The sequence below is a fragment of the Pseudomonas sp. ZT5P21 genome, from assembly GCF_054897785.1.
In genome coordinates, this window is sequence record NZ_CM142705.1 from 843,384 (window position 1) to 864,677 (window position 21,294).

Annotated in this window: 19 protein-coding genes and 1 pseudogene; 9 read left to right on the forward strand and 11 right to left on the reverse strand. The window is 59.2% G+C overall.

The features are described 5' to 3' along the window. Positions 1-60 precede the first annotated feature (60 nt). From purH to ACYZT9_RS03860, 11 genes are all read right to left on the reverse strand, one after another. Positions 61-1,668, reverse strand: a complete 1,608-nt coding sequence (gene purH, locus ACYZT9_RS03810; RefSeq protein ID WP_462008639.1) for a bifunctional phosphoribosylaminoimidazolecarboxamide formyltransferase/IMP cyclohydrolase — start codon at positions 1,666-1,668, stop codon at positions 61-63. Positions 1,669-1,749: 81 nt separating this feature from the next. Further along, the gene (gene fis, locus ACYZT9_RS03815) at positions 1,750-2,070 is read right to left on the reverse strand and encodes a DNA-binding transcriptional regulator Fis (protein WP_030128251.1); all 321 of its coding nucleotides are present in this window, start codon (positions 2,068-2,070) and stop codon (positions 1,750-1,752) included. Further along, positions 2,067-3,077: a tRNA dihydrouridine synthase DusB gene (dusB, locus tag ACYZT9_RS03820; protein WP_462008640.1), complete on the reverse strand. Its 1,011-nt coding sequence runs from the start codon at positions 3,075-3,077 to the stop codon at positions 2,067-2,069. The genes fis and dusB overlap by 4 nt, the downstream gene beginning before the upstream one ends. 185 nt (positions 3,078-3,262) lie before the next feature. Beyond that, positions 3,263-4,498, reverse strand: coding sequence for a DUF3426 domain-containing protein (locus ACYZT9_RS03825; RefSeq protein WP_462008641.1), 1,236 nt, complete (start codon positions 4,496-4,498; stop codon positions 3,263-3,265). 30 nt (positions 4,499-4,528) lie between these two features. After that, positions 4,529-5,407, reverse strand: coding sequence for a 50S ribosomal protein L11 methyltransferase (gene prmA, locus ACYZT9_RS03830; protein WP_462008642.1), 879 nt, complete (start codon positions 5,405-5,407; stop codon positions 4,529-4,531). A 178-nt stretch (positions 5,408-5,585) separates the two neighbouring features. Then, positions 5,586-6,944, reverse strand: coding sequence for an acetyl-CoA carboxylase biotin carboxylase subunit (accC, locus tag ACYZT9_RS03835; protein WP_462008643.1), 1,359 nt, complete (start codon positions 6,942-6,944; stop codon positions 5,586-5,588). A 17-nt stretch (positions 6,945-6,961) separates the two neighbouring features. Then, the gene (accB, locus tag ACYZT9_RS03840) at positions 6,962-7,423 is read right to left on the reverse strand and encodes an acetyl-CoA carboxylase biotin carboxyl carrier protein (protein WP_054044024.1); all 462 of its coding nucleotides are present in this window, start codon (positions 7,421-7,423) and stop codon (positions 6,962-6,964) included. 47 nt (positions 7,424-7,470) lie between these two features. After that, a complete protein-coding gene (gene aroQ, locus ACYZT9_RS03845; RefSeq protein ID WP_462008644.1) occupies positions 7,471-7,923 on the reverse strand; it encodes a type II 3-dehydroquinate dehydratase in 453 nt (150 codons plus the stop codon). Positions 7,924-8,064: 141 nt separating this feature from the next. After that, entirely contained in the window at positions 8,065-9,807 is a 1,743-nt protein-coding gene (locus ACYZT9_RS03850; RefSeq protein WP_462008645.1) for a protein-disulfide reductase DsbD, read from the reverse strand. 176 nt (positions 9,808-9,983) lie between these two features. Continuing rightward, on the reverse strand, positions 9,984-11,930 hold the full coding sequence (locus tag ACYZT9_RS03855) for a methyl-accepting chemotaxis protein (RefSeq protein ID WP_462008646.1): 1,947 nt from the start codon (positions 11,928-11,930) through the stop codon (positions 9,984-9,986). A gap of 52 nt (positions 11,931-11,982) precedes the next feature. Beyond that, entirely contained in the window at positions 11,983-13,653 is a 1,671-nt protein-coding gene (locus ACYZT9_RS03860; protein WP_462008647.1) for a diguanylate cyclase, read from the reverse strand. 324 nt (positions 13,654-13,977) lie between these two features. On the opposite strand from ACYZT9_RS03860, the pseudogene ACYZT9_RS03865 reads away from it, so the two are divergent. The 9 genes and pseudogenes from ACYZT9_RS03865 to ACYZT9_RS03905 all read left to right on the forward strand — a co-directional run bounded on the left by ACYZT9_RS03865 (position 13,978) and on the right by ACYZT9_RS03905 (position 21,256). Continuing rightward, a pseudogene (locus ACYZT9_RS03865) lies at positions 13,978-15,128 on the forward strand (DUF2515 family protein). Further along, positions 15,125-15,808: a hypothetical protein gene (locus ACYZT9_RS03870; protein ID WP_462008648.1), complete on the forward strand. Its 684-nt coding sequence runs from the start codon at positions 15,125-15,127 to the stop codon at positions 15,806-15,808. The pseudogene ACYZT9_RS03865 and the gene ACYZT9_RS03870 overlap by 4 nt, the downstream one beginning before the upstream one ends. Positions 15,809-16,013: 205 nt before the next feature. Further along, positions 16,014-17,165 (forward strand): DUF2515 family protein, encoded by a 1,152-nt coding sequence (locus tag ACYZT9_RS03875; protein WP_462008649.1) that lies wholly within the window; start codon positions 16,014-16,016, stop codon positions 17,163-17,165. Next, positions 17,162-17,845: a hypothetical protein gene (locus ACYZT9_RS03880; RefSeq protein WP_462008650.1), complete on the forward strand. Its 684-nt coding sequence runs from the start codon at positions 17,162-17,164 to the stop codon at positions 17,843-17,845. The genes ACYZT9_RS03875 and ACYZT9_RS03880 overlap by 4 nt, the downstream gene beginning before the upstream one ends. Positions 17,846-17,860: 15 nt before the next feature. Further along, on the forward strand, positions 17,861-18,367 hold the full coding sequence (locus ACYZT9_RS03885; RefSeq protein ID WP_462008651.1) for an Hcp family type VI secretion system effector: 507 nt from the start codon (positions 17,861-17,863) through the stop codon (positions 18,365-18,367). Next, positions 18,364-18,840, forward strand: coding sequence for a hypothetical protein (locus tag ACYZT9_RS03890; RefSeq protein ID WP_462008652.1), 477 nt, complete (start codon positions 18,364-18,366; stop codon positions 18,838-18,840). The genes ACYZT9_RS03885 and ACYZT9_RS03890 overlap by 4 nt, the downstream gene beginning before the upstream one ends. Before the next feature lie 129 nt (positions 18,841-18,969). Beyond that, the gene (locus ACYZT9_RS03895; RefSeq protein WP_462008653.1) at positions 18,970-20,037 is read left to right on the forward strand and encodes a DUF2333 family protein; all 1,068 of its coding nucleotides are present in this window, start codon (positions 18,970-18,972) and stop codon (positions 20,035-20,037) included. Between the two features lie 3 nt (positions 20,038-20,040). Further along, positions 20,041-20,598: an NUDIX hydrolase gene (locus tag ACYZT9_RS03900; protein ID WP_462008654.1), complete on the forward strand. Its 558-nt coding sequence runs from the start codon at positions 20,041-20,043 to the stop codon at positions 20,596-20,598. A 286-nt stretch (positions 20,599-20,884) separates the two neighbouring features. Then, positions 20,885-21,256 (forward strand): translation initiation factor Sui1, encoded by a 372-nt coding sequence (locus ACYZT9_RS03905; protein WP_007947660.1) that lies wholly within the window; start codon positions 20,885-20,887, stop codon positions 21,254-21,256. Positions 21,257-21,294 lie beyond the last annotated feature (38 nt).

Consider the following 21,294-nt stretch of genomic DNA (forward strand, 5'->3'; position numbering starts at 1 on the left):
CTATTGTCGCTGACAGATTGCATTCGCGAGCAAGCCCGCTCCCACAGTTGATCGAGTTAATCAGTGACGGAAATGGCGCATGCCGGTGAATACCATGGCAATACCGGCTTCGTCTGCCGCTGCGATGACTTCTGCATCACGCATCGAACCACCCGGTTGGATCACTGCCGTAACGCCTGCCTTGGCCGCATTGTCCAGCCCGTCGCGGAACGGGAAGAAGGCATCGGATGCCATGACCGAACCGACGACCTGCAAACCAGCATGCTCGGCCTTGATCGCAGCAATACGAGCAGAATTCACACGGCTCATCTGGCCAGCACCGACACCGATGGTCTGACGGTTCTTGGCGTAGACGATGGCGTTGGACTTGACGTACTTGGCGACTTTCCAGGCGAAGATAAGGTCGTGGATTTCCTGTTCGGTCGGAGCACGCTGGGTCACGACCTTCAGGTCATCGGCGCCGATCATGCCAATGTCGCGGCTCTGCACCAGCAGGCCACCGTTGACGCGTTTGTAGTCCCAGGCAGCCGCGCGGTCAGCCGACCACTCGCCGCAAGCCAGCAGGCGCACGTTGGCTTTTGCCGCGACGATGGCGCGAGCTTCTTCGCTGACGCTTGGGGCGATGATCACTTCGACGAACTGACGCTCGACGATGGCCTTGGCGGTTTCAGCATCCAGTTCGCGGTTGAAGGCGATGATGCCGCCGAACGCGGATTCGGTGTCGGTAGCGTAGGCCAGTTCGTAAGCCTGACGGATGCCGCCTTCGGCGTCCGGGCTCACGGCAACGCCGCACGGGTTGGCGTGCTTGACGATCACGCAGGCCGGTTTGACGAAGCTCTTCACGCATTCCAGCGCAGCGTCGGTGTCGGCCACGTTGTTGTACGACAGCTCTTTGCCTTGCAGTTGGGTCGCGGTGGCGATGCCGACTTCGGCAGGTTTGGCTTCAACGTAGAACGCCGCGCTCTGGTGCGGGTTCTCGCCGTAGCGCATTTCCTGAGCCTTGATGAACTGGCTATTGAAGGTGCGCGGGAATTCGCTGCGACCTTCTGTGCTGAGGGTGTCAGCGGCCTGGTTCACAGTGCCCATGTAGTTGGCGATCATGCCGTCGTAAGCCGCAGTGTGTTCGAACGCCTTGAGCATCAGGTCGAAACGCTGAGCGTAGGTCAGGCCGCCGGCCTTGAGGCCTTCAAGAACACTGGCGTAGTCGCTGGCATTCACCACGATGGCCACGTCTTTGTGGTTCTTGGCTGCGGAGCGGACCATGGTCGGACCACCAATGTCGATGTTCTCGATGGCGGTCGGCAGGTCGCAGCCTGGCTTGTTGATGGTGGCTTCGAACGGGTAGAGGTTAACGGCCACCAGGTCGATCGGCTTGATGCCGTGCTCGTTCATGATGGCGTCATCGATACCGCGACGACCGAGGATCCCGCCGTGGATTTTCGGGTGCAGGGTTTTGACCCGACCGTCCATCATTTCCGCGAAACCGGTGTAATCCGCGACTTCCACTGCGGCGACGCCGTTGTCCTGCAGCAGCTTGAACGTTCCGCCGGTGGAGAGGATCTCGACGCCCAGGGCTTCAAGCTCTTTGGCGAATTCGAGGATCCCGGTCTTGTCGGAAACGCTGATCAAGGCGCGGCGGATCGGCAGGCGGGTAGTCTGGTCGGTCATTTCAATTTCCATCAAAAGCAAAGGAGTCAGCAAAAAAGGCGACCGTTTTTACGCGGGCGCCTTTCTGGTTTGATTGAATGCTTACAGCAAATCGTACTGCTTGAGTTTTTTGCGAAGGGTGCCTCGGTTCAGTCCGAGCAGCTCACTGGCCTTGGTCTGGTTACCCTTGACGTAGTTCATCACGCACTCGAGCAGAGGCGCCTCGACTTCGGAGAGCACCAGGTTGTACACATCCGTGACGGCAGCGCCCTCAAGGTGGGCGAAATAATTGTGCAGCGCCTTCTCGACATTGCCGCGAAGGGTCTGACCTTCTTCGCTCGGCGTGTTGAGGTGCTGTTTCAAATTCACGTTGTCGCTCACGGGTGTTGTTCCACTCACTAAAGTCTCGGTCATCATCGTCATGCGGCCACCTCGTCTCCGTCCCCTGTCAGGCTCTTGTAACGTTCGGCGAAGAAGCCCTGAACGTTGGCGCATTGTGCTTCCGTATCTTCCAAACGATTGAAGTGGGCGCGGAACTCCCTGGCGCCCGGCAAGGTTGCGAGATACCAGCCCACATGCTTTCGAGCAATGCGTACGCCCATGACATCTCCATAGAAGACGTGCAGCGCAGCCAGATGCTCTAGCAGAATGCGTTCCACCTCGATCAGTTCCAGCGCCGGGAGTTTCTCGCCGGTACGCAGGTAATGGTCGATCTCGCGAAAAATCCATGGCCGCCCCTGGGCAGCCCGTCCAACCAGCAGTCCATCGGCACCGGTCGCGTCGAGCACGTATCGGGCCTTCTCCGGCGAATCGATGTCGCCATTGGCGAAGACCGGAATCGACACCGCCTGCTTGATCGCGGCAATGGTGTCGTACTCGGCTTCACCGGTGTACAGATCGGCACGGGTGCGGCCATGAACCGCCAACGCCGTAATGCCTGCCTGCTCGGCGATCTTCGCTACCGTCAGACCGTTCTTGTTGTCCCGGTCCCAGCCGGTACGGATCTTCAGGGTGACCGGCACATCAACCGCAGCCACCACGGCCTGCAGGATTTCGGTCACCAGTGCTTCATCCTTCAACAGTGCTGAACCGGCAGCCTTGTTGCAGACCTTCTTCGCCGGACAACCCATGTTGATATCAATAATCTGTGCGCCCAGTTCGACGTTGGCCCGGGCCGCATCCGCCAGCATCTGCGCATCACCACCGGCGATCTGTACCGAGCGTGGCTCGGGATCGCCCTCGTGGATCATGCGCATGCGCGATTTGCGGGTGTTCCACAAACTCATGTCGCTGGTGACCATTTCTGAGACTACAAGTCCTGCGCCCAGTCGCTTGCACAGCTGACGAAAGGGTTGGTCGGTGACACCCGCCATAGGGGCGAGAATCAAGCCGTTGTGTAATGTGTATGGACCGATGCGTACCGCCGACATAGGACTTCCCTGTTGTGGGGCCGGATCATGAGAGTTCGAAAAAGGGTTGGCATGATACCCGCTCTCGATGACTGGATAAAGGCTGAATTGAACAAAATCTGAACAGTTATTCTGTTATCGCCAGCAGTTCGGTATGAGCGGTCTCTGTCAGAAATGTGCCGTCAAACGCGTAGCACTGAAGCGTTTCACTCGGGTGAATGAAAACTCAGGCTGTAGTTCACGGCTTTGGCGCCTGGGTCGAGAATATCCAGGGCGATGTGGATCGGCGTTTGCGGTGGCATTTCCACCATGCCTTCGAGATCGCCGTTGAGGTACTCGCCGGGCTTGAAGCGACGGCTGGCGATCAGGTGACCGTTGAGGTCGGCAAAGCGTAGCTCCAGCAGCGGGAACGGCTGGGAGAAGGGCGCGCGGTTATAGATGATTGCGTCGACCACCAGTGCGCCGTTGAAATCCGGGTGGCTGCGCACCACCAGGTTGCTGCTCTTGATTTTCGCGATGTCGACTTTGGACGGCACGGTGCAACCGATTTGCGGGCACAGTTGTTGGAACCATGGACGGTACTGATCCTGGCGCGCCAGTTCATCGAAATGGTAAGCGACGTACTGGCCGACGAGCGCACCGGCACCGAGCAAAATCAGCAGCAACCAGAGAAACCGCCGCCCCCAGGGTGATCGGCGTTTCTGCCAGTCGAGTTGCAGCGGATCGTCGGTCAGGTCTTGCAGGAGTTCGGCACGCACCGCCGGCTCGCTGCGTTCGCGACGCTTGCGCAAGGGTTCGATCGAAGGCAGGTCGTCGAGCTCGTCAATGGTGTCAGCCGCTGACAGGCGTTCGCGATGAAGCGGGGCGTCGAGTGGATCGTTGAGGCGCAGCTGTGGGGGCTCTTCGTCGTCCAGGCCTGCCGGATCGAGGGAAAGCGAAGGTTCGGTGCGCGCGAGTATGCCCGTCTCGACCAGCGGTTCTGGTGTGACAGGGGGAGCGATCGTCTGCGCGCGATCGGCGGCCGATTCGCTGAACAGACTGTCGGGCCATGGCTCTTCATTGTGCTCGGTGTTATCGCGGCGGGCGCTCAGGCTGTCTTCGCGGTGCCGGCCGAATTCCGTGGTCGGCTGGATTTCCCGTTGTTCGAGACGGGCGAGTTCTTCGTCCAGGTCGAGGCTGTCCAGATCCAGTTCGGCGGCGGACCATTGCTTTTGGCTGATAGCTCGTGGTTCCGGTTCCGGCGACGCGGCGAAGGCCGGCGCAACCGGCGTGACCGGCGTGACCGCTTCCTTGCCTGCCTGCGCAAGCAACTGCTTGGCGGCGTTGAACACCTGCAGGCACGAGCCGCAACGAACCACCCCGCGGGCTACGCTCAATTGAGCATGGCTGACGCGGAAGCTGGTTTGGCAATGCGGGCACTGAGTGACGAAGCTGTCGGTCATGCGGCGATCCGGAATATGCAGGCGTTCATTCTAGCGCCGACGGCCAGTGATGCGCACCCAGCCATCGCGATTGGCGATCGGGTCCAGATCGAAGTCCTTCGCGTAGGCTTTGGCAACCTCTTCGCCTTGTTCGGCAAGGATGCCGGACAGTGCCAGACGGCCACCCGGCTTTACTAGACTGGACAATTGCGGTGCCAGGGACACCAGCGGGCCGGCGAGAATGTTGGCCACCAGCACATCGGCCTGAACCTGCGGCAGGTCCTCCGGCAGATACAACGGAAAGAGCTCTTCAGCGATGTTGTTGCGACCGGCGTTGTCGCGAGAGGCTTCCAGAGCCTGCACGTCGATGTCGGTGCCGACGGCTTCCCTGGCGCCCAGCAGCAGCGCGGCAATCGCCAGTATCCCCGAGCCGCAACCGAAGTCCAGCACGTTGCAATCCTTCAGGTCTTGACCGTCGAGCCATTCCAGGCACAGCGCGGTGGTCGGGTGTGTGCCGGTGCCGAACGCCAGGCCCGGATCCAGCAGCAGGTTCACGGCCTCCGGTTCAGGCGCGGCGTGCCAGCTCGGCACGATCCACAGGCGCTGGCCGAAACGCATCGGCTGGAAGCCGTCCATCCAGCTGCGCTCCCAGTCCTGGTCTTCGATGACTTCGCTGTGATGCTCGGGCAGCGGGCTGCCGGTCAACAGTTCCAGATGCGCCAATACGCTGGTGGCTTCGGTGCCACCTTCGAACAGGGCCAGCAGGTGCGTGTGTGACCACAGCGGAGTGGTATTGAGTTCCGGCTCGAAGATCGGCTGATCTTCGGCGTCCATGAAGGTTACCGACACAGCGCCCACTTCGAGGAAAGCGTCTTCGTAGGTTTCGGCTTGTTCCGGGCTGATGGCGAGACGGACTTGCAGCCAAGGCATGGCAGGCACCTTTGAAAAATATTGATTGCAGCCTAGCGGGCTGCGAGAAGCGCGCAAGTTTACGCGAGCGCGGAGGGTTTGTGGGAGTCCGCTCCCACAGGAGTACGTGTATTGCTTGATGAAACCTTCAGAAACAACAAAGCCGCTCGAAAGCGGCCTTGTTGGTCCGGATCACAGACTAGTGCTTTTCGCCAGCCAGCTTGTGTTCCAGGTAGTGGATGTTGATACCACCTTTGCAGAAGCCTTCATCGCGGACCAGATCGCGGTGCAGCGGGATGTTGGTCTTGATCCCGTCGACAACGATTTCTTCCAGCGCATTGCGCATGCGCGCCAGGGCTTCGTCACGGGTTGCGCCGTAGGTGATCAGCTTGCCGATCAACGAATCGTAGTTCGGCGGAACGGCATAACCGCTGTACAGGTGCGAATCGACGCGAACGCCGTTGCCGCCCGGGGCATGGAAATGCTTGACCGTTCCCGGGCTGGGCATGAAGGTTTTCGGGTCTTCGGCGTTGATGCGGCATTCCAGCGCGTGACCGCGGATGACGACGTCATCTTGGGTGAACGACAGCTTGTTGCCGGCGGCGATGCTGAGCATCTCCTTGACGATGTCGATGCCGGTGACCATTTCCGAAACCGGGTGCTCTACCTGGACGCGAGTGTTCATCTCGATGAAGTAGAAGTGACCGTTTTCGTAAAGGAACTCAAAGGTGCCGGCGCCGCGGTAGCCGATGTCGATGCACGCCTTAACGCAGCGAGCGAGGACTTCAGCGCGTGCTTTCTCGTCGATGCCCGGTGCCGGCGCTTCTTCGAGAACCTTCTGGTGACGACGTTGCAGCGAGCAATCGCGGTCGCCCAGATGGATGGCGTGGCCCTGGCCGTCGGAAAGCACCTGGACTTCCACGTGGCGTGGGTTGGTCAGGAATTTTTCCAGATAGACCATCGGGTTGCCGAACGCTGCGCCCGCTTCGGTGCGGGTCAGTTTGGCGAAGGAGATCAGGTCTTCTTCTTTATGCACAACGCGCATGCCGCGACCACCGCCGCCGCCAGCGGCTTTGATGATCACCGGGTAACCGACTTCGCGACCGATGCGCAGCGCGGTTTCTTCGTCTTCCGGCAGTGGGCCGTCGGACCCCGGAACGGTTGGAACGCCAGCAGCAATCATGGCGTGCTTGGCCGAAACCTTGTCGCCCATCAGGCGAATGGTGTCGGCTTTCGGACCAATGAAGGCGAAGCCGGAGTTCTCTACCTGTTCAGCGAAATCAGCGTTTTCCGCAAGGAAACCGTAGCCTGGGTGAATGGCGGTAGCGCCGGTCACTTCAGCTGCGGCAATGATGGCCGGAATGTGCAGGTAAGAGTGGGCGGCCGAGGCCGGACCGATGCAGACGGATTCGTCTGCCAGGCCCAGGTGCATCAGCTCTTTGTCGGCCTTGGAGTAAACGGCGACAGTCTTGATGCCCATCTCTTTGCAGGCGCGCAGAATCCGCAGTGCGATCTCACCGCGGTTGGCGATCAGAACTTTTTCCAACTTCGCAGTCATCAAAGTTTCTCCGCGGTTCAAACGATGGTGAACAGCGGTTGGTCGTACTCAACCGGCTGGCCGTCTTCGACGAGGATGGATTCGATCACACCGCTGGTTTCAGCTTCGATGTGGTTCATCATCTTCATGGCTTCGACGATGCACAGGGTGTCGCCTTTCTTCACGGTCTGACCGACTTCAACGAAGGACGGTGAGCTCGGCGAAGACTTGCGATAGAAGGTGCCCACCATTGGCGAACGGGCAACGGTGCCGTTCAGGACAGGGGCGGCCGGAGCGGCAGGCGCAGCGGCTGCAACCGGGGCAGCAGCCACAGGCGCTGGAGCCGGAGCATGCATTGGAGCCGGTGCGTAGTACTGCTGAGCCGGGGTCTTGCTATGGCGGCTGATGCGTACGGACTCTTCGCCTTCCTTGATCTCGAGCTCGTCGATGCCGGACTCTTCCAGCAATTCGATCAGTTTCTTAACTTTACGGATATCCATGAATCATCAACTCCCAAGGGTCGGTCAGGGGCGTTTACGCTTGTTGTTCAAGCTGTTGCCTGTTTTTCAAGCTGCTCTAGGGCGGCCTCCAGGGCCAGTCGATAACCGCTGGCGCCAAGGCCGCAGATCACTCCCACCGCAACGTCGGAGAAGTAAGAGTGATGGCGGAAAGGTTCGCGTTTGTGCACGTTAGACAAATGCACTTCGATGAATGGGATGCTCACCGCCAGCAGCGCGTCACGTAATGCGACACTTGTGTGCGTAAAAGCTGCTGGGTTGATCAGAATGAAGTCCACACCTTCACTGCGGGCAGCGTGGATGCGGTCGATCAATTCGTACTCGGCGTTGCTTTGCAGGTGCAGCAAATGATGGCCGGCTTCGCGAGCGCGGCGTTCCAGGTCCTGGTTGATCTGCGCCAGCGTCGTAGCGCCGTAAGTGCCCGGTTCGCGGGTGCCGAGCATGTTCAGGTTGGGGCCGTGCAGAACCAATAGGGTCGCCATCTGCTGTTCCTTGTTATCCGTGTGCATTTGTCAGAACCCGGCGACTATGCCGCAAAGGCTTTGTGACTGTCCAGTTCTATGCAATAGCCAGCACGATGGCCGATGTTTGCGCGAAATATGTGACCGGCTGATTAAATCCGGTCATTTGCTTTGGCCGCGCGCTTGCGCAACACGTTCGGCGAAGTCCGCGGCGTTGATCTCGCCGATCACCCGCACATCGGCGCGTTCGACGCCGTCCTTGCCGAAAAACATCAGCGCCGGAGGGCCGAACAGTTTGTAGCGGTCGAGCAACGCACGTTGCTCGGCGTTGCTGGCGGTGATGTCGAAGCGGATCAGCCGATAGCCCTTGAGGCGTTCGACGACAGTGGCGTCGTTGAGCACTTTATGCTCGATGACTTTGCAGCTGATGCACCAATCTGCGTACCAGTCGAGCAGCAGCGGGGTGCCGGAGGATTTGGCTTCGCTGAGAACGCGATCAAGCTCCGCCTGGGTGGTGATAGTTTGCCAGTCGCTGGTGCTTTGCGGCGGCTCGTTACCGCTCATTATGCGCGGCTGGCCGATTGGATTGAGCGGATCAGTCTGGCCACTGAAGGCGCCGTACCAACATGCCAGCGCGTAAAACAGCAGGAACACTCCGAGCAACTGACCGACACGTTTTCGAGGAGGTTTGTAGATGAACTCCAGTGCGCCCATGAACAGGCCAACGCCACCGGCGAGCAAGCCGATCAGCAGCAAAGTGATCGGCCCCGGCAAAACCCGACTGAGCAGACCGATCGCCAGCCCCAGCAACAACACGCCAATCGCGTTTTTCACGTAGACCAGCCATGGCCCGCTTTTCGGCAGCCAGGCTGCGCCGCCCGTGGCCACCAACAATAGCGGGGCGCCCATGCCGAGGCCGAGCATGAACAACTTCAGTCCGCCGCCCAGCGCATCGCCGCTGGCGCTAATGTACAGCAGCGCGCCGGCCAGTGGTGCCGAGACGCAGGGCGAAACCAAAAGACTGGAAACCACGCCCAGTACTGCAGCCCCCCACAACGAACCGCCTTCGGTGCGACCCGCGATGCGGTCCAGTCGGCTGCTGATCGCCTGCGGCAGCTTAAGTTCGAAGACGCCGAACATCGCCAATGCGAACAGCGCAAAAAACATCGCGAACGGCACCAGCACCCATGCCGATTGCAGCCGCGCCTGTAGATTGAGCTGCGCGCCGAACATCCCCATCAGCGCGCCGAGCAGGGCGAAACAGACGGCCATCGGCAGCACATAAGCGAGAGACAGATTGAAGCCGCGCAAGCCACCGACCTGGCCGCGCAACACCACACCGGACAGGATCGGCAACATGGGCAGCACGCAAGGAGTGAACGTCAGGCCTAAACCGGCGAGGAAGAACAGCGCCAGCTCCCGCCAGCTCCAACTCGTGGTGGCGCCGCCAGTGCCATCGATACTCAGGCGTTCGGTTTCAGGCGGATAACACAGGCCTTTGTCGGCGCAACCCTGATACGTCACGGCCAGCGTAAAGGCACGTTCATCGGTGCGCGGCAGTTCTACATCGAGAATGCCGTGGTAAACCTCGACATCGCCAAAGTATTCATCGTGCTTTTGTTCGCCCTTGGGCAATTGCGTCGTGCCGAGCGCAACATCGGCCGGATCGGCGCGAAATTGAAAGCGATGGCGGTAGAGGTAGTAACCCTCGGCGGCGACAAAGCGCAGCTTGATTGACTGTGGTGTGCTTTCCACCAGGCTGAGTTGAAAGGCTTCGCGCACCGGCAGGAAATCGGCGCTGTTGTTGATCGAGCCCAGCGTGGCGCTTGGCCGACTCTCCAGCAACCCGGCGGCGTAGGCCGGCAGGGCGAGGACCAGGAACAGTAGGCAGAGCAAGCGGCGCATGACAATCTCGCGTATCGAAAGTGAGGGCATGATAGCGGACGGCGGGCGGGCGGGTGTGCAGGGCGGGGAATTTTGTGGTGATTGTTCTGACGCCATCGCGAGCAAGCTCGCTCCCACAGTGAAACCGTCGCTCACAAAACCCCTGTGGGAGCGAGCTTGCTCGCGATGGCGGTAGGTCAGACGCGGAAAGCTTGAACGGCCGTATGCAAACGTCCACCCAACACCAACAAATGCTCGCCTTGCTCACGTCCTTCACCAATGCGCAGCAAGTTATCACCTCCCAGTTGATGAATCCGCTCACTGTGATTACGGATTTCACTCACGGCCCCACTCTGCTGAGCAGTGACATCGGCAATGCGTACGGCGGTGTCGGAAATCGTCTGGATCGCCCCGACGATTTTATCCAGTGCGCCGTCAGCGGCCTGGGCCTGATTGGCGGTCGCTTCAGCATGCTCAACCTGCGCGCGCATACCTTCCACCGATTGCTGCGCCGCCGTTTGCAATCCGGCGATCAAGGTCTGAATTTCGGCCGTGGCACCCGCGGTGCGTTGCGCCAGTGAGCGAACCTCTTCGGCCACGACGGCAAAACCGCGCCCCATTTCTCCGGCACGGGCCGCTTCAATGGCGGCGTTCAGGGCCAGCAGGTTGGTCTGGTCGGCAATCGAGCGGATCACCGTCAGTACACCGCCGATGGTGGCCGATTCCGAGGCCAGGTGTTCGATCATCTGTGCATTGCCTTGCACTTCATCGACCAGCGCGTGCAGCCCGGTGAGGCTCAGCCCGATGACTTTTTGCCCATGCTCCACCGCCAGTCCGGCATGGCGGCTGGCGTCAGCGGCCTGGCTGGCGTCGCCGGCGACTTGTTGAATGGTCGCTTCCAGTTCACCGAGAGAATCACGGATGAGCGCCGTGTCACCTGCCTGATGCTCGGCGCCGCTGTGCAGGTCATTGCTCAATTCGGCCAGGGTCCGGCTGCTGCCTGCAACCTGTTCGGCATTGAGGCGAATGGTCCCTACCAGATCGACGAGATAGGCGCGCAAGCGGTTGAGCGAGGCTTGAATGTCATGCAGCTCGCGATTGGTCTTGCCCAATTCTATGTCCTGGCTGAAGTCACCCTCGGCCCAGGTCGACAGCGCCGGCGCGAGGTTGGTCAGGGTTCGGGCCAGACGCCGTTGCAAGGTGTCGATGAGCAGCGCTATCAGCAGAATCAGGCCGATCATTACACCTTGCATGAGCCGCACTTCGCTCTGGATGTGCCCGTGCTGGGCGCGGACCACCGGTTCCAGTCCGGCGATGGCCTGCTGCACCGCAGCGATCTTCAGATGCGTCGCGGCGCTGAGATCAGCGCGTTTGCGGATTTGGTCGCGGGTACGTGCAAGCTCTGCGGGATAGCGGGTCAGCAGGCTGTTGAGTTCGCGCTTGAGTCCGACGCCAGCATCTTCGGCCGCAGCTTTTTCGGTGTTCTCCAGGCCCATCATCGCGGCGAAGTCGTCAGTGCTCGATTCACTTTTGCTGGCCACGCCCAAGAGCGGCAAGGCGTTCAGCAATTCGGCCTGGGCGCGGATGTTAGTGACTTCACGTTCAACGTCGGCCGCCAGCTCGCTGCGACCGCTGCTGACCAGTTTGTCTCGGGCCAGCGACAGTTTGCCCAGATGCTGAGAGGCGGTCAGTAAAGGCGTCAGGTAAGTCGCGTTGCCGCTGGCGTACTGGCTGAGCTGATCGAGGCTGGCACCGAGCTCGCGTTCGGCTTGCAACAACAGGGCTTGCGGGTCGCCCGCGAGTTTACCGGCGGCCAACAGGTCGGTTTTGCTGAATTCATCCAGGTTCGACAGGCTCGGGCGCAAGGTGTCGGCCAAGGCCGGCGGCAATTCACCGAGTTCCTTTTGCAATGCATCGATGGCCTGGCCGGCACTGCTCAGGCGCAAGGCATCACCGCTGGCGAGGTAATCCTCGACGTTGCGCGCCACTTCATTCTGAAATTGCTGAGACAACCCCAGGTAACGCTCCATCAACAAATATGGGCGTTCCAGGGCTTTTTGCGACCACCAGAGCGTGGCGCCGAGGGCCACGCACACGGCGACTAAAAGGAGGGTGTTGAGATTGGTCAGCAGCTTCAGGCGCATCGCGGGACTACCAACGGAAGAATGGTAAGTGCCTGAAGTTATTGCGTTTCTGTTACAAGGTTGTGACGGAATGGCTAGATTCCGATGAAAAGGTGGCACTTTGCTTTGATGTCCGCGCCGCCTGTACGCGGTTGCGCCCGGCGTGCTTGGCTCGATACAGCGCCTCGTCAGCCTGGCTGGCCATCATCAGACCGTCGGAGTCTTCGCACAGCTCGACCACCCCGGCGCTGAAGGTGCACCAGAGGTCCTGAGGCTGAGCGGGGTAATGAATTTCCGCAAAGCGCTGACGAATTTCATCGAGAACGTTGTAGGCCGCTTCGATATCGGTATCCGGCATGACGATGGCGAACTCTTCGCCGCCGTAACGGCCGATGAAGTCAGTCTTGCGCAGGCGCTGCTTGAGGAACAGCGCCAGGCTCTTGATCACACGGTCACCCATCGGGTGCCCGTGAGTGTCGTTGACCCGCTTGAAATGATCGATGTCGAGCATTGCAAAGCTCAACGGCTTGCACTCGCGGCGGGCGCGAAACGAGCAGTCTTCGAGCAATTGCAGGATGTGCGTGTGGTTGTACAACCCGGTGAGGCTGTCGCGGACCATCCGCGCTTTCAGATTGCGTGCGCGCGCCGCGCGGTTGCGTACGGTGGTGATCAGGTGGCGCGGCTTGATCGGTTTGGTCAGGAAGTCGTCGCCGCCCTCGCTCATGGCGTCGAGCTGTTTGTCCAGATCGTCTTCGGCTGACAGGTAAATGATCGGCACGCTAACGTAGCGGTCGTTATGGCGAATCACCTTGGCCAGTTCCGTGCCGGTGCAGGTCGGCATGTACATGTCGAGGATGATCAGGTCGGGCTGGAAGTCCGCCAGTTCGGCCATGGCCTGGATCGGCTCGATCAAGGTCCGCGTGACGATCCCGGCGCTGTTGAGCAGGCGCTCGGTGTGCAAGGCCTGGGCGCGGGAGTCGTCGATGATCAGCACTTTATAGGGTTCGTATTGGGCGACGCAGGTCAGGACTTCGATCTTTTCCAGCAGGCTCGAGGCTTCGAGGGTGCCGGTGAGAAATTCCTGACCTCCTGCACGCACCGCCGCGAGGCGAGTCGGGGTGTCGGTTTCGAGCAGGCTGAAAAACAACAGTGGCAACGGTTCATCCAGACCGATCTGAGCCTCTGCGGCGAGTTTCAGGCCGATGCCGGGACCGCTGAAGTCCACGTCCATGACGATCGCGGCGGGCAATCGTTCGACCATCGCCGTGCGGAACGCGGCCACGCTGTCGAGGGATTGGGCGCTGAGCCCGAAGAATTCCAGCTGCTTGGCCAGGCGCTCGGCACGGTCGTGATCCTGCAGCATCACATAGATCGGCTTGCGCAACGGTGGCAGGAAGGTCTGTTCGAGTTGATCGCCATGGCGCAGGCCAGTGCGTGACAAGCGCTGCATCAGGCGATTGAGATCGGTGATCAGGTCGCTGCTCAGGCGTCCGCGATTGGCGTCGACAGCTTCCAGCGACTGACCGATGTGGCGCGCCAGCTGGATGTGTTCCGGTTGTTCGAAACGCTCGGCGAAACGCAGCAGGCGCAGGTTGGCCTCGCTCAGTTCCGATAAATCGGTGGCGGACCACTCACTGCGTTGCAGGCGCTGCCAGATCTCTAGAATTTGACGCGCCTGATGAATTACCCGCTGGGCAAAATGGTGCTTGAGGCGCTCACGGCTGGGGTCTTCTGGCTCGGTCATATCCTGACTACTAGTTAGGGTGCATGCTGAGATCGACTGGTGGCTCTATGCTAGCACCTCTTTTCGATTGGATGAGTGTCGTACGTCAATAATCTGCTGAGCGAGGTCATTCAGTTTGTGACTGGTCGGTCTTAAAACAAGACGTTCTTGATTTTGAAAGGCCCGGGGTTCGGGTTCCACAGAGCATCTACTGAGTATTTGTACGAAATATCTGTAACCCGTAGGCGCGTTACTTGTGAGCTGATTCTGATTTTTCGACAGCGGGATTCAGGGGTGATTTGTGGCTGATAGGGTTCAGGGATTCCCCTAGACGCAGTTCCAGCCATGACCGAGTGTTTCAAAGTACAGCCTTGCGACAAACAGCTTCTGAACCAGAACACCACCCCCGTGGCTGACTGTGAATGCAAAGAAGAGACGCTTTATGGCGAGCGGACGCTGGTGACCGAGGTGCCGATTCTTACGTGCGCCTGCCTATGGCGTCATTACCAACGCGCGGCGGAAGAAATCGTTGCTCCCGGCGGGGTTCTGATCGTTGATCCAGTGGCGCGCAATCGTGCGATCAATGCGGCTTACGCTCGGCTGTGGCTGCACGATCGGAGGTTCCAGTGGGCGGGGTTGGCTGCATTTGCTTCGAAACAGGTGGGATGCGGGTTGCTGCATGCGGCGGACAGTATCGAACTTATCCGCGAAGAGCACGAGGCGCGGGAGCGCATGCGCGATAGTCGTCGTGAGTCCGGACTGTTGACTGCGGGCAGGATGGCTGAGCAGGCGCAAGAGGTGCGTGACTATAAGGAAGCGGATGCGCGCAATCCGGTGCCTTCGTTGGATTTTCGTTCTGGAGGAGAGGAACTATCCCTGGTGCAGCAGCAGTTCCGGCATGTGCACGACATGATGGCGCTGGGGAATACACGCTGTTTCTGGATGTTTTTCCGTTGCATGAGTTTTATGCGAAGCGTGGGTGGCAGGAGTTCAAGAAATGCCTGGGCGCCCGGGAAGAAATTTATGGGCATTCGAAGTTTCCGGTGTTGTGGCCCGTGGGGGAGAGAAAGCTTCCTTTCGGCCAGAGTTACTTTGAAATACTTGACGCTTTCGAGGCGATAGAGTCGGGAAGTATCGCCGCGAGCGTCAGGTATCTAGCCTGGCATGAGCAGCTCAATATTCTCCAGCCAACCATTTATGACGACCGGCAACTGGTGACGTTGCTGCGCGGCAACCACGCATCCTACGGGACTGGTTTTCCTTCCGGTGTCGCTCAGGCTATCGAGTTGACCCTCACCAGCCAATGCCAGCGTGTCGAAGATGATCGCACCATCGAGTTTGACAACAGCCCGCTCGCAGATCTGTCGGACATCAACCAAAGAATGGCGTTCGTACTAAGGGCTGCAGCACGCTTTGATCAAATGCTCCACGATGACAACCGTCCTGCACTCGTGCAATCGATTAACGAAATCGCAGCGGGCGGCGTAAATCTGTGACCCTGTGGCAGTGGCGTTCCTACTTGCGTCATGGCGCAGGCCTGCTATTTCTGGCTGTTTTGATGGCCGCCGCCATACGTCACTTACAGCAGCCTCTTTGGGACGACCCGGAAATAGTTTTGGAAATCGGCGGGACATATGAAGAGATGAGCAAAAACTCGACGGCCCCGTTCAGTCCCCTGATACGCGGACACGTCTGGGGCGGAATTCCCAAGACCGATGCTCGCATGCGATTTATCGACCCGCAATATGGTTTCGATACCCCTTTGGCGCGTTTTTTTGCCGTTACATTCAACGACAACGTCATTGAAGGCGTTCGTATGTCGCCACAGATCGAACCATTACTGATCGACGACGCCCTGAAAGTCGTTCTCGACCTGCAAGACCAGTTTCGCGCCCAAGGCTGGGAGGCAAAAGGGTTGCGAAAGAACCCGACGATCACCGATACGCCTGAATGGCGGGCTTATCTGAGAAAAGGAATTCTGCGCGGGCATTCCAATTGGCAAGCGGGTGACAAGTATCAGGTCACGCTGGCTGTGGGACGCTTCGAGGACTACAGAAACCCCACCGAAGAGCGCTACCTCATCACCCTCGCACTCGCCAAACCCTGGATTCCCTTCGACGAAATCGAAGACATGTACGACGAACCTTCTCACTTTCCCGCCCCACAACCCAAGTAAAAGTAGGTTCACCCTGGGCTATTAGCTGATCCAGATTCACGTCAGTGTCGGCAACGTTTCGGTGCTTTTGGGCTGGTTTGTACGAAATATCTGTAACCCCTCGGAAGAATGCCTATCAGGAAATTCTGATTTGCTACTGGCTGGATTCGCCCGGGTTCAGTGGCTGTTAGGGTTCACGAATTCTCTTTAACGCTATCCGCCGATTATGACTCAGTGTTTCAAAAATCAGCCTTGTGACAAGCAGCCTCTGAACCAGAACACCACTCCCGTGGCCGACTGTGAATGTAAAGAAGAGAGGCTTTACGGCGAACGGACGCTGGTGACCGAGGTGCCGATTCTGACGTGCGCCTGTTTATGGCGGCACTACCAGCGGGCGGCAGAGGAGATTGTCGCCCCCGGCGGCGTTTTGATCGCGGATCCGGTGGAACGCAACCGTGCGATCAATGCGGCTTACGCCCGATTGTGGCTGCACGACTCGCGGTTCCAGTGGGCGGGGCTGGCGGCGTTTGCCTCCAAGCAAGTGGGCTGCGGATTGCTTCATGCCGCAGACAGTATCGAACTCATCCGCGACGAGCGGGAAGCGCGGGAGCGCGTGCGTGAAAGTCGCCGCGAGTCCGGGCTGTTCACGCCGGACAGAATGGCCGAGCAGGCGCAAGAGGTGCGTGACTATAAGGAAGCAGATGCGCGCAATCCTGTGCCTTCGGTGGATTTTCGTTCACAAAGCGAGGAATTGTCCTTGGTGCAGCAGCAGTTCCAGCATGTGCACGACATGATGGCGCTGGGGAATACCACGCTGTTTCTCGATGTTTTTCCGTTGCATGAGTTTTATGCGAAGCGTGGGTGGCGGGAGTTTAAGAAATGCTTGGAAGCCCGGATGGGAATTTATGGGCATTTGAAGTTTCCGGTGTTGTGGCCCGTGGGGCAGGAAAAGCTCCGTTTCGGCAAGAGTTACTTTGAAATACTTGACGCTTTCGAGGCAATAGAAGCCGGAAGTATCACCTCGAGCGTCGAGCATTTAGCTTGGCACGAGCAGCGCAACATCCTCCAACCAACTATTTATGAGGATCGGCAATTGGTGTCCTTGCTGCGCGGCAACCATGCATCTTACGTGACTGGTTTCCCTTCCGGTGTCGCTCAGGCCATCGAGTTGACCCTCACCAGCCAGTGCCAGCGTGTCGAAGATGATCGCACCATCGAGTTTGACAACAGCCCGCTCGCGGATTTGTCGGACATCAACCAGAGGATGGCATTCGTACTTCGGGCAGCAGCACGCTTCGACCACATGCTCAACGATGACAACCGTAGTGCATTGGTGCAGTCGATTAACGAAATCGCAGCGGGCGGCGTAAATCTGTGAATCTGTGGCAGCGTTGTCCCTATTTGCGTCATGGCGCAGGCTTGCTGTTTCTGGCTGTTTTGATGGTGGCCGCGATACGTCATTTACAGCAGCCTCTTTGGGACGACCCGGAGATTGTTTTGGAAATCGGCGGCACATACGAAGAGATGAGCAAAAACTCGACGGCCCCCTTTAGTCCACTCATACGCGGACATGTCTGGGGCGGAATTCCCAAGACCGATGCTCGCTTGCGATTTATTGATCCGCAATATGGATTTGAGACGCCGTTGGCGCGTTTTTTTGCGGTTACGTTCAACGACAACGTCATTGAAGACGTTCGTATGTCGCCGCAGATCGAACCCTTACTGATTGACGACACCCTGAAAGTCGTTCTCGACCTGCAAGACCAGTTTCGCGCTAAAGGCTGGGTCGCGAAGGGGCTACGAAACAACCCCACAATCGACGACACCCCCGAGTGGCGGGACTACTTGAGGAAAGGAATTCTTGCCGGGCGATCCTTTTGGCAAGCGGATGACAAGTATCAGGTCTCGCTGGTTGTGGGCCGCTTCAGGGACTACAGAAACCCCACCGAAGAGCGCTACCTCATCACCCTCGCACTCGCCAAACCCTGGATTCCCTTCGACGAAATCGAAGACATGTACGACGAACCTTCTCACTTTCCCGCCCCACAACCCAAATAAAAAAGGAGCCTCCGTATGCCAACGCCCGCCTTCATGACTCTCCACGGGGTAAGCCAAGGCCTGATCAGCGCCGGCGCCTTCACCGAGGCGTCCGTCGGCAACGTCTACCAACTGGGTCGGGAGGACAAAATCATGATTCAGGCCCTGAGCCACGGCATCTTCGTACCTAAAGGGTCAGGCGCCGGACGACGGATGCATAAGCCCCTGATCATTACCAAGACCCTCGACAAAGCGTCGCCGCTGATAAATAACGCTTTGTGTTCGGGAGAATTGCTTACCCAGTGCCGCGTCGAGTGGTACCGCACCTCGGCTCGGGGCATTCAAGAACATTTCTATACGATGGAGCTGGAAGATGCGGTGATCGTCGGTTCGGAAGTGCTTATGCCACATTGCCAGGATCCCGGCACTGCGTACGTCACTCAACTTGAGAAGGTCCACTTCAGTTATCGGCGAATTAACTGGCGGCATGAAATCAGCCGCACCCTGGGTTGCGATGAATGGAACAGCGGGGTGCAGGAGTGAAATTGGTCAGCGAGAACCTTCTGTCCGACTGGCAGCGACAACATGCGTGGGCCTGCGAACAGGCGCGGGACCTGGTGCGCCAGGCAATGCTGGATCGCCAATCGGTCGAAGGCCTGGACGAGTTGCGGGCAGGCCTGCCAACCAATCTCGACAGCGAAGTGCTTGACCGGATCGAGCGGGGAGAGTGGTGGTTGGTAAAGCCCGAAGCCGACTACGTGGAGTGGACAATGCCGGAGGGGGCCTTTGATCCAAAAATCATCGAGCTGCTGCACAATCCGCCCGCGCAGCCCAAGCGATCGCCAAGACTCTTTCGGCTCGTAGACAGCGTCACGGGCGAGCGGCTGGCACAGCGCGATTACCTCGCGACGGTGAAGGGTGACACGGCGCCGCGCAGAACCGACGGCAAGGGCATCGCACATCTGTTTATCGCGGCTGAGGTGCAGCAGATTTCCATGAAGATCATTGGCGTTTAATCCGGGCAGTACGACTAGAGTTCAACGGTAATTTCCCCCCATAACCCGACGACGGGTGCCGGGCAAAGGCACGTTGTTGTATGGTTGTGGTCGAAACCGATGAACTCAAGTGATTGAAAGGATATCGCCATGCTGGACTGGAAGAACCGCGCGGGCAGCGCGCCTGAACGTGCCGCTGAACCGAAATCGGCCACCCGCAGTTACATCGGCGGCCTGTTGTTCAGCCGCGCGCTGGCCACGTTGATCGGCCTTTACCTGATTGTGACCATTGCGCTTGGCTGGTACTGGAGCCAGGAGCCGGCGCTGTTTCCGGTTCAGCAGAATGCCCAGGTGGCTGCCGAGAAAGAAGGCAAGCAGATGGTCATCGGCTACACCACGGTGGAAACCCTCAAGACCGTTGCCGACACCTTGCTCACCAAACCGGGCGGCTACATCTCCAACGACCGTTTGCCGCCGGGCCTGTGGATGGATAACACGCCGAGCTGGGAATATGGCGTGCTGGTCCAGGTCCGCGACCTGACGCGTGCGCTACGCAAAGACTTCGCCCGTTCGCAATCGCAATCGGCCGAAGACTCTGATCTGGCAAAGGCCGAACCGCGTTTCAACTTCGACAATAAAAGCTGGGTGCTGCCATCCAGTGAGTCCGAGTATCAGGAAGGCATCAATTCTCTTAACCGCTACCAGGCGCGTCTGTCCGACCCTTCGCAGAAGAATGCGTTGTTCTACGCTCGCGCCGACAACCTGAACAACTGGCTGGGCGATGTGGGCACTCGTCTGGGTTCGCTGTCGCAACGGCTGTCGGCCAGCGTTGGTCGGGTCAAATTGAACACCGCGCTGAAAACCGAAGTGGTCGCGCCGGGTCAGGTGCCACAGGTTGACGAAGAGATCGTCGAAACCCCGTGGATGCAGATCGACAACGTGTTCTACGAGGCACGCGGTCAGGCGTGGGCGCTGTCCCACCTGCTGCGCGCCATCGAGGTCGACTTCGCCGATGTACTGGCGAAGAAGAACGCGACGGTCAGTGTGCGCCAGATCATTCGTGAGCTGGAAGCCTCGCAAGAGCCGGTCTGGAGCCCGATGATCCTCAACGGCAGCGGCTTTGGCGTGCTGGCCAACCACTCGCTGGTGATGGCCAACTACATCTCCCGCGCCAACGCCGCAGTGATCGATCTGCGTCAGCTGCTCAATCAGGGCTAAGTCATGGACGATAGCGCCAAAGAGGCCGCCCATCGCGCGGCCTCGGATGCCGAACAGATCGCCTGGGTCGACGAGCAGGACAACCTGCTCGGCGCCCTGGTCCGCTCCGACTTGCGCGGGCGCGGGCTGATCGGGCGCGGTACGTACATCATGCTGTTCAATTCCGCCGGCGAACTCTGCGTGCATCGGCGCACCTTGAGCAAGGCGATTTATCCCGGTTACTGGGACGTCGCGGCAGGGGGGATGGTGCTGGCCACCGAAACCTACGCCGAATCGGCAGCCCGTGAACTGGAAGAAGAGCTCGGTGTGAGCGGCGTTGAACTGACCGCCCATGACCATTTTTTCTTCGAAGACACCGGCAATCGCCTCTGGTGTTCGGCGTTTTCGGCGGTGTGGGACGGGCCGTTGATCCTTCAACCGGAGGAAGTGCTGGAAGCGCGCTTTATTCCGATCGATCAGGTCATGCGGGAAATCCAGCAAAAGCCTTATTGCCCGGACTCTCTGGCCGCATTGAAGCGCTATCTCCGGGCTCGCGGGGAAGGCGTCGCAAAAGAGGCATGAATTGGCGTCGATTGGCTCTTAGCAATCGGCGTTTTTGCCGTTACACTGCGCGACCTTTTCAAACTGAACCGGCATTGCTTTTTGTAGGAGCGAAGCTTGCTCGCGATGGACGTTAACGATAACGCGTGCATCCAGATTGTACGCATCGTCCTTGCGTTCTTCGCGAGCAAGCATCGCTCCTACAATGTTGTACCGTTTCAGTAGCGCTGCCCCTGCCTGAGTGGGGCTTCGCGGTCGATGGCAACCAGTGCCGCGACCAGTCTTTGTCCTCCCAAGAGGATTGCCGGTGGCCAAAAAAGCCGCATCCTTCGCCGCCCTTGGTGGCCTGGTATTTTCCACCGACGCAGGTCGTCATTGCCCGGAATGCAGTAAACCGGTGGACGCCTGCATCTGCAAACAGACCGTTATCCCGGCCGGCGACGGCATCGCTCGCGTGCGTCGCGAAAGCAAGGGCCGTGGCGGCAAGACGGTGACCACCATCACCGGCGTGCCGTTGGCTGAAGACGCACTCAAGGACCTGGCCACCACGTTGAAGAAACGCTGTGGCACCGGTGGGGCGTTGAAAGACGGAATCATTGAGATCCAGGGCGATCATGTCGAGCTGCTGTTGGGCGAGCTGATCAAACTCGGTTTCAAGGCAAAGAAGTCCGGCGGCTAGCAGCCTCTGTGAAAACCACGCCCGGCTTGATCCGGCCC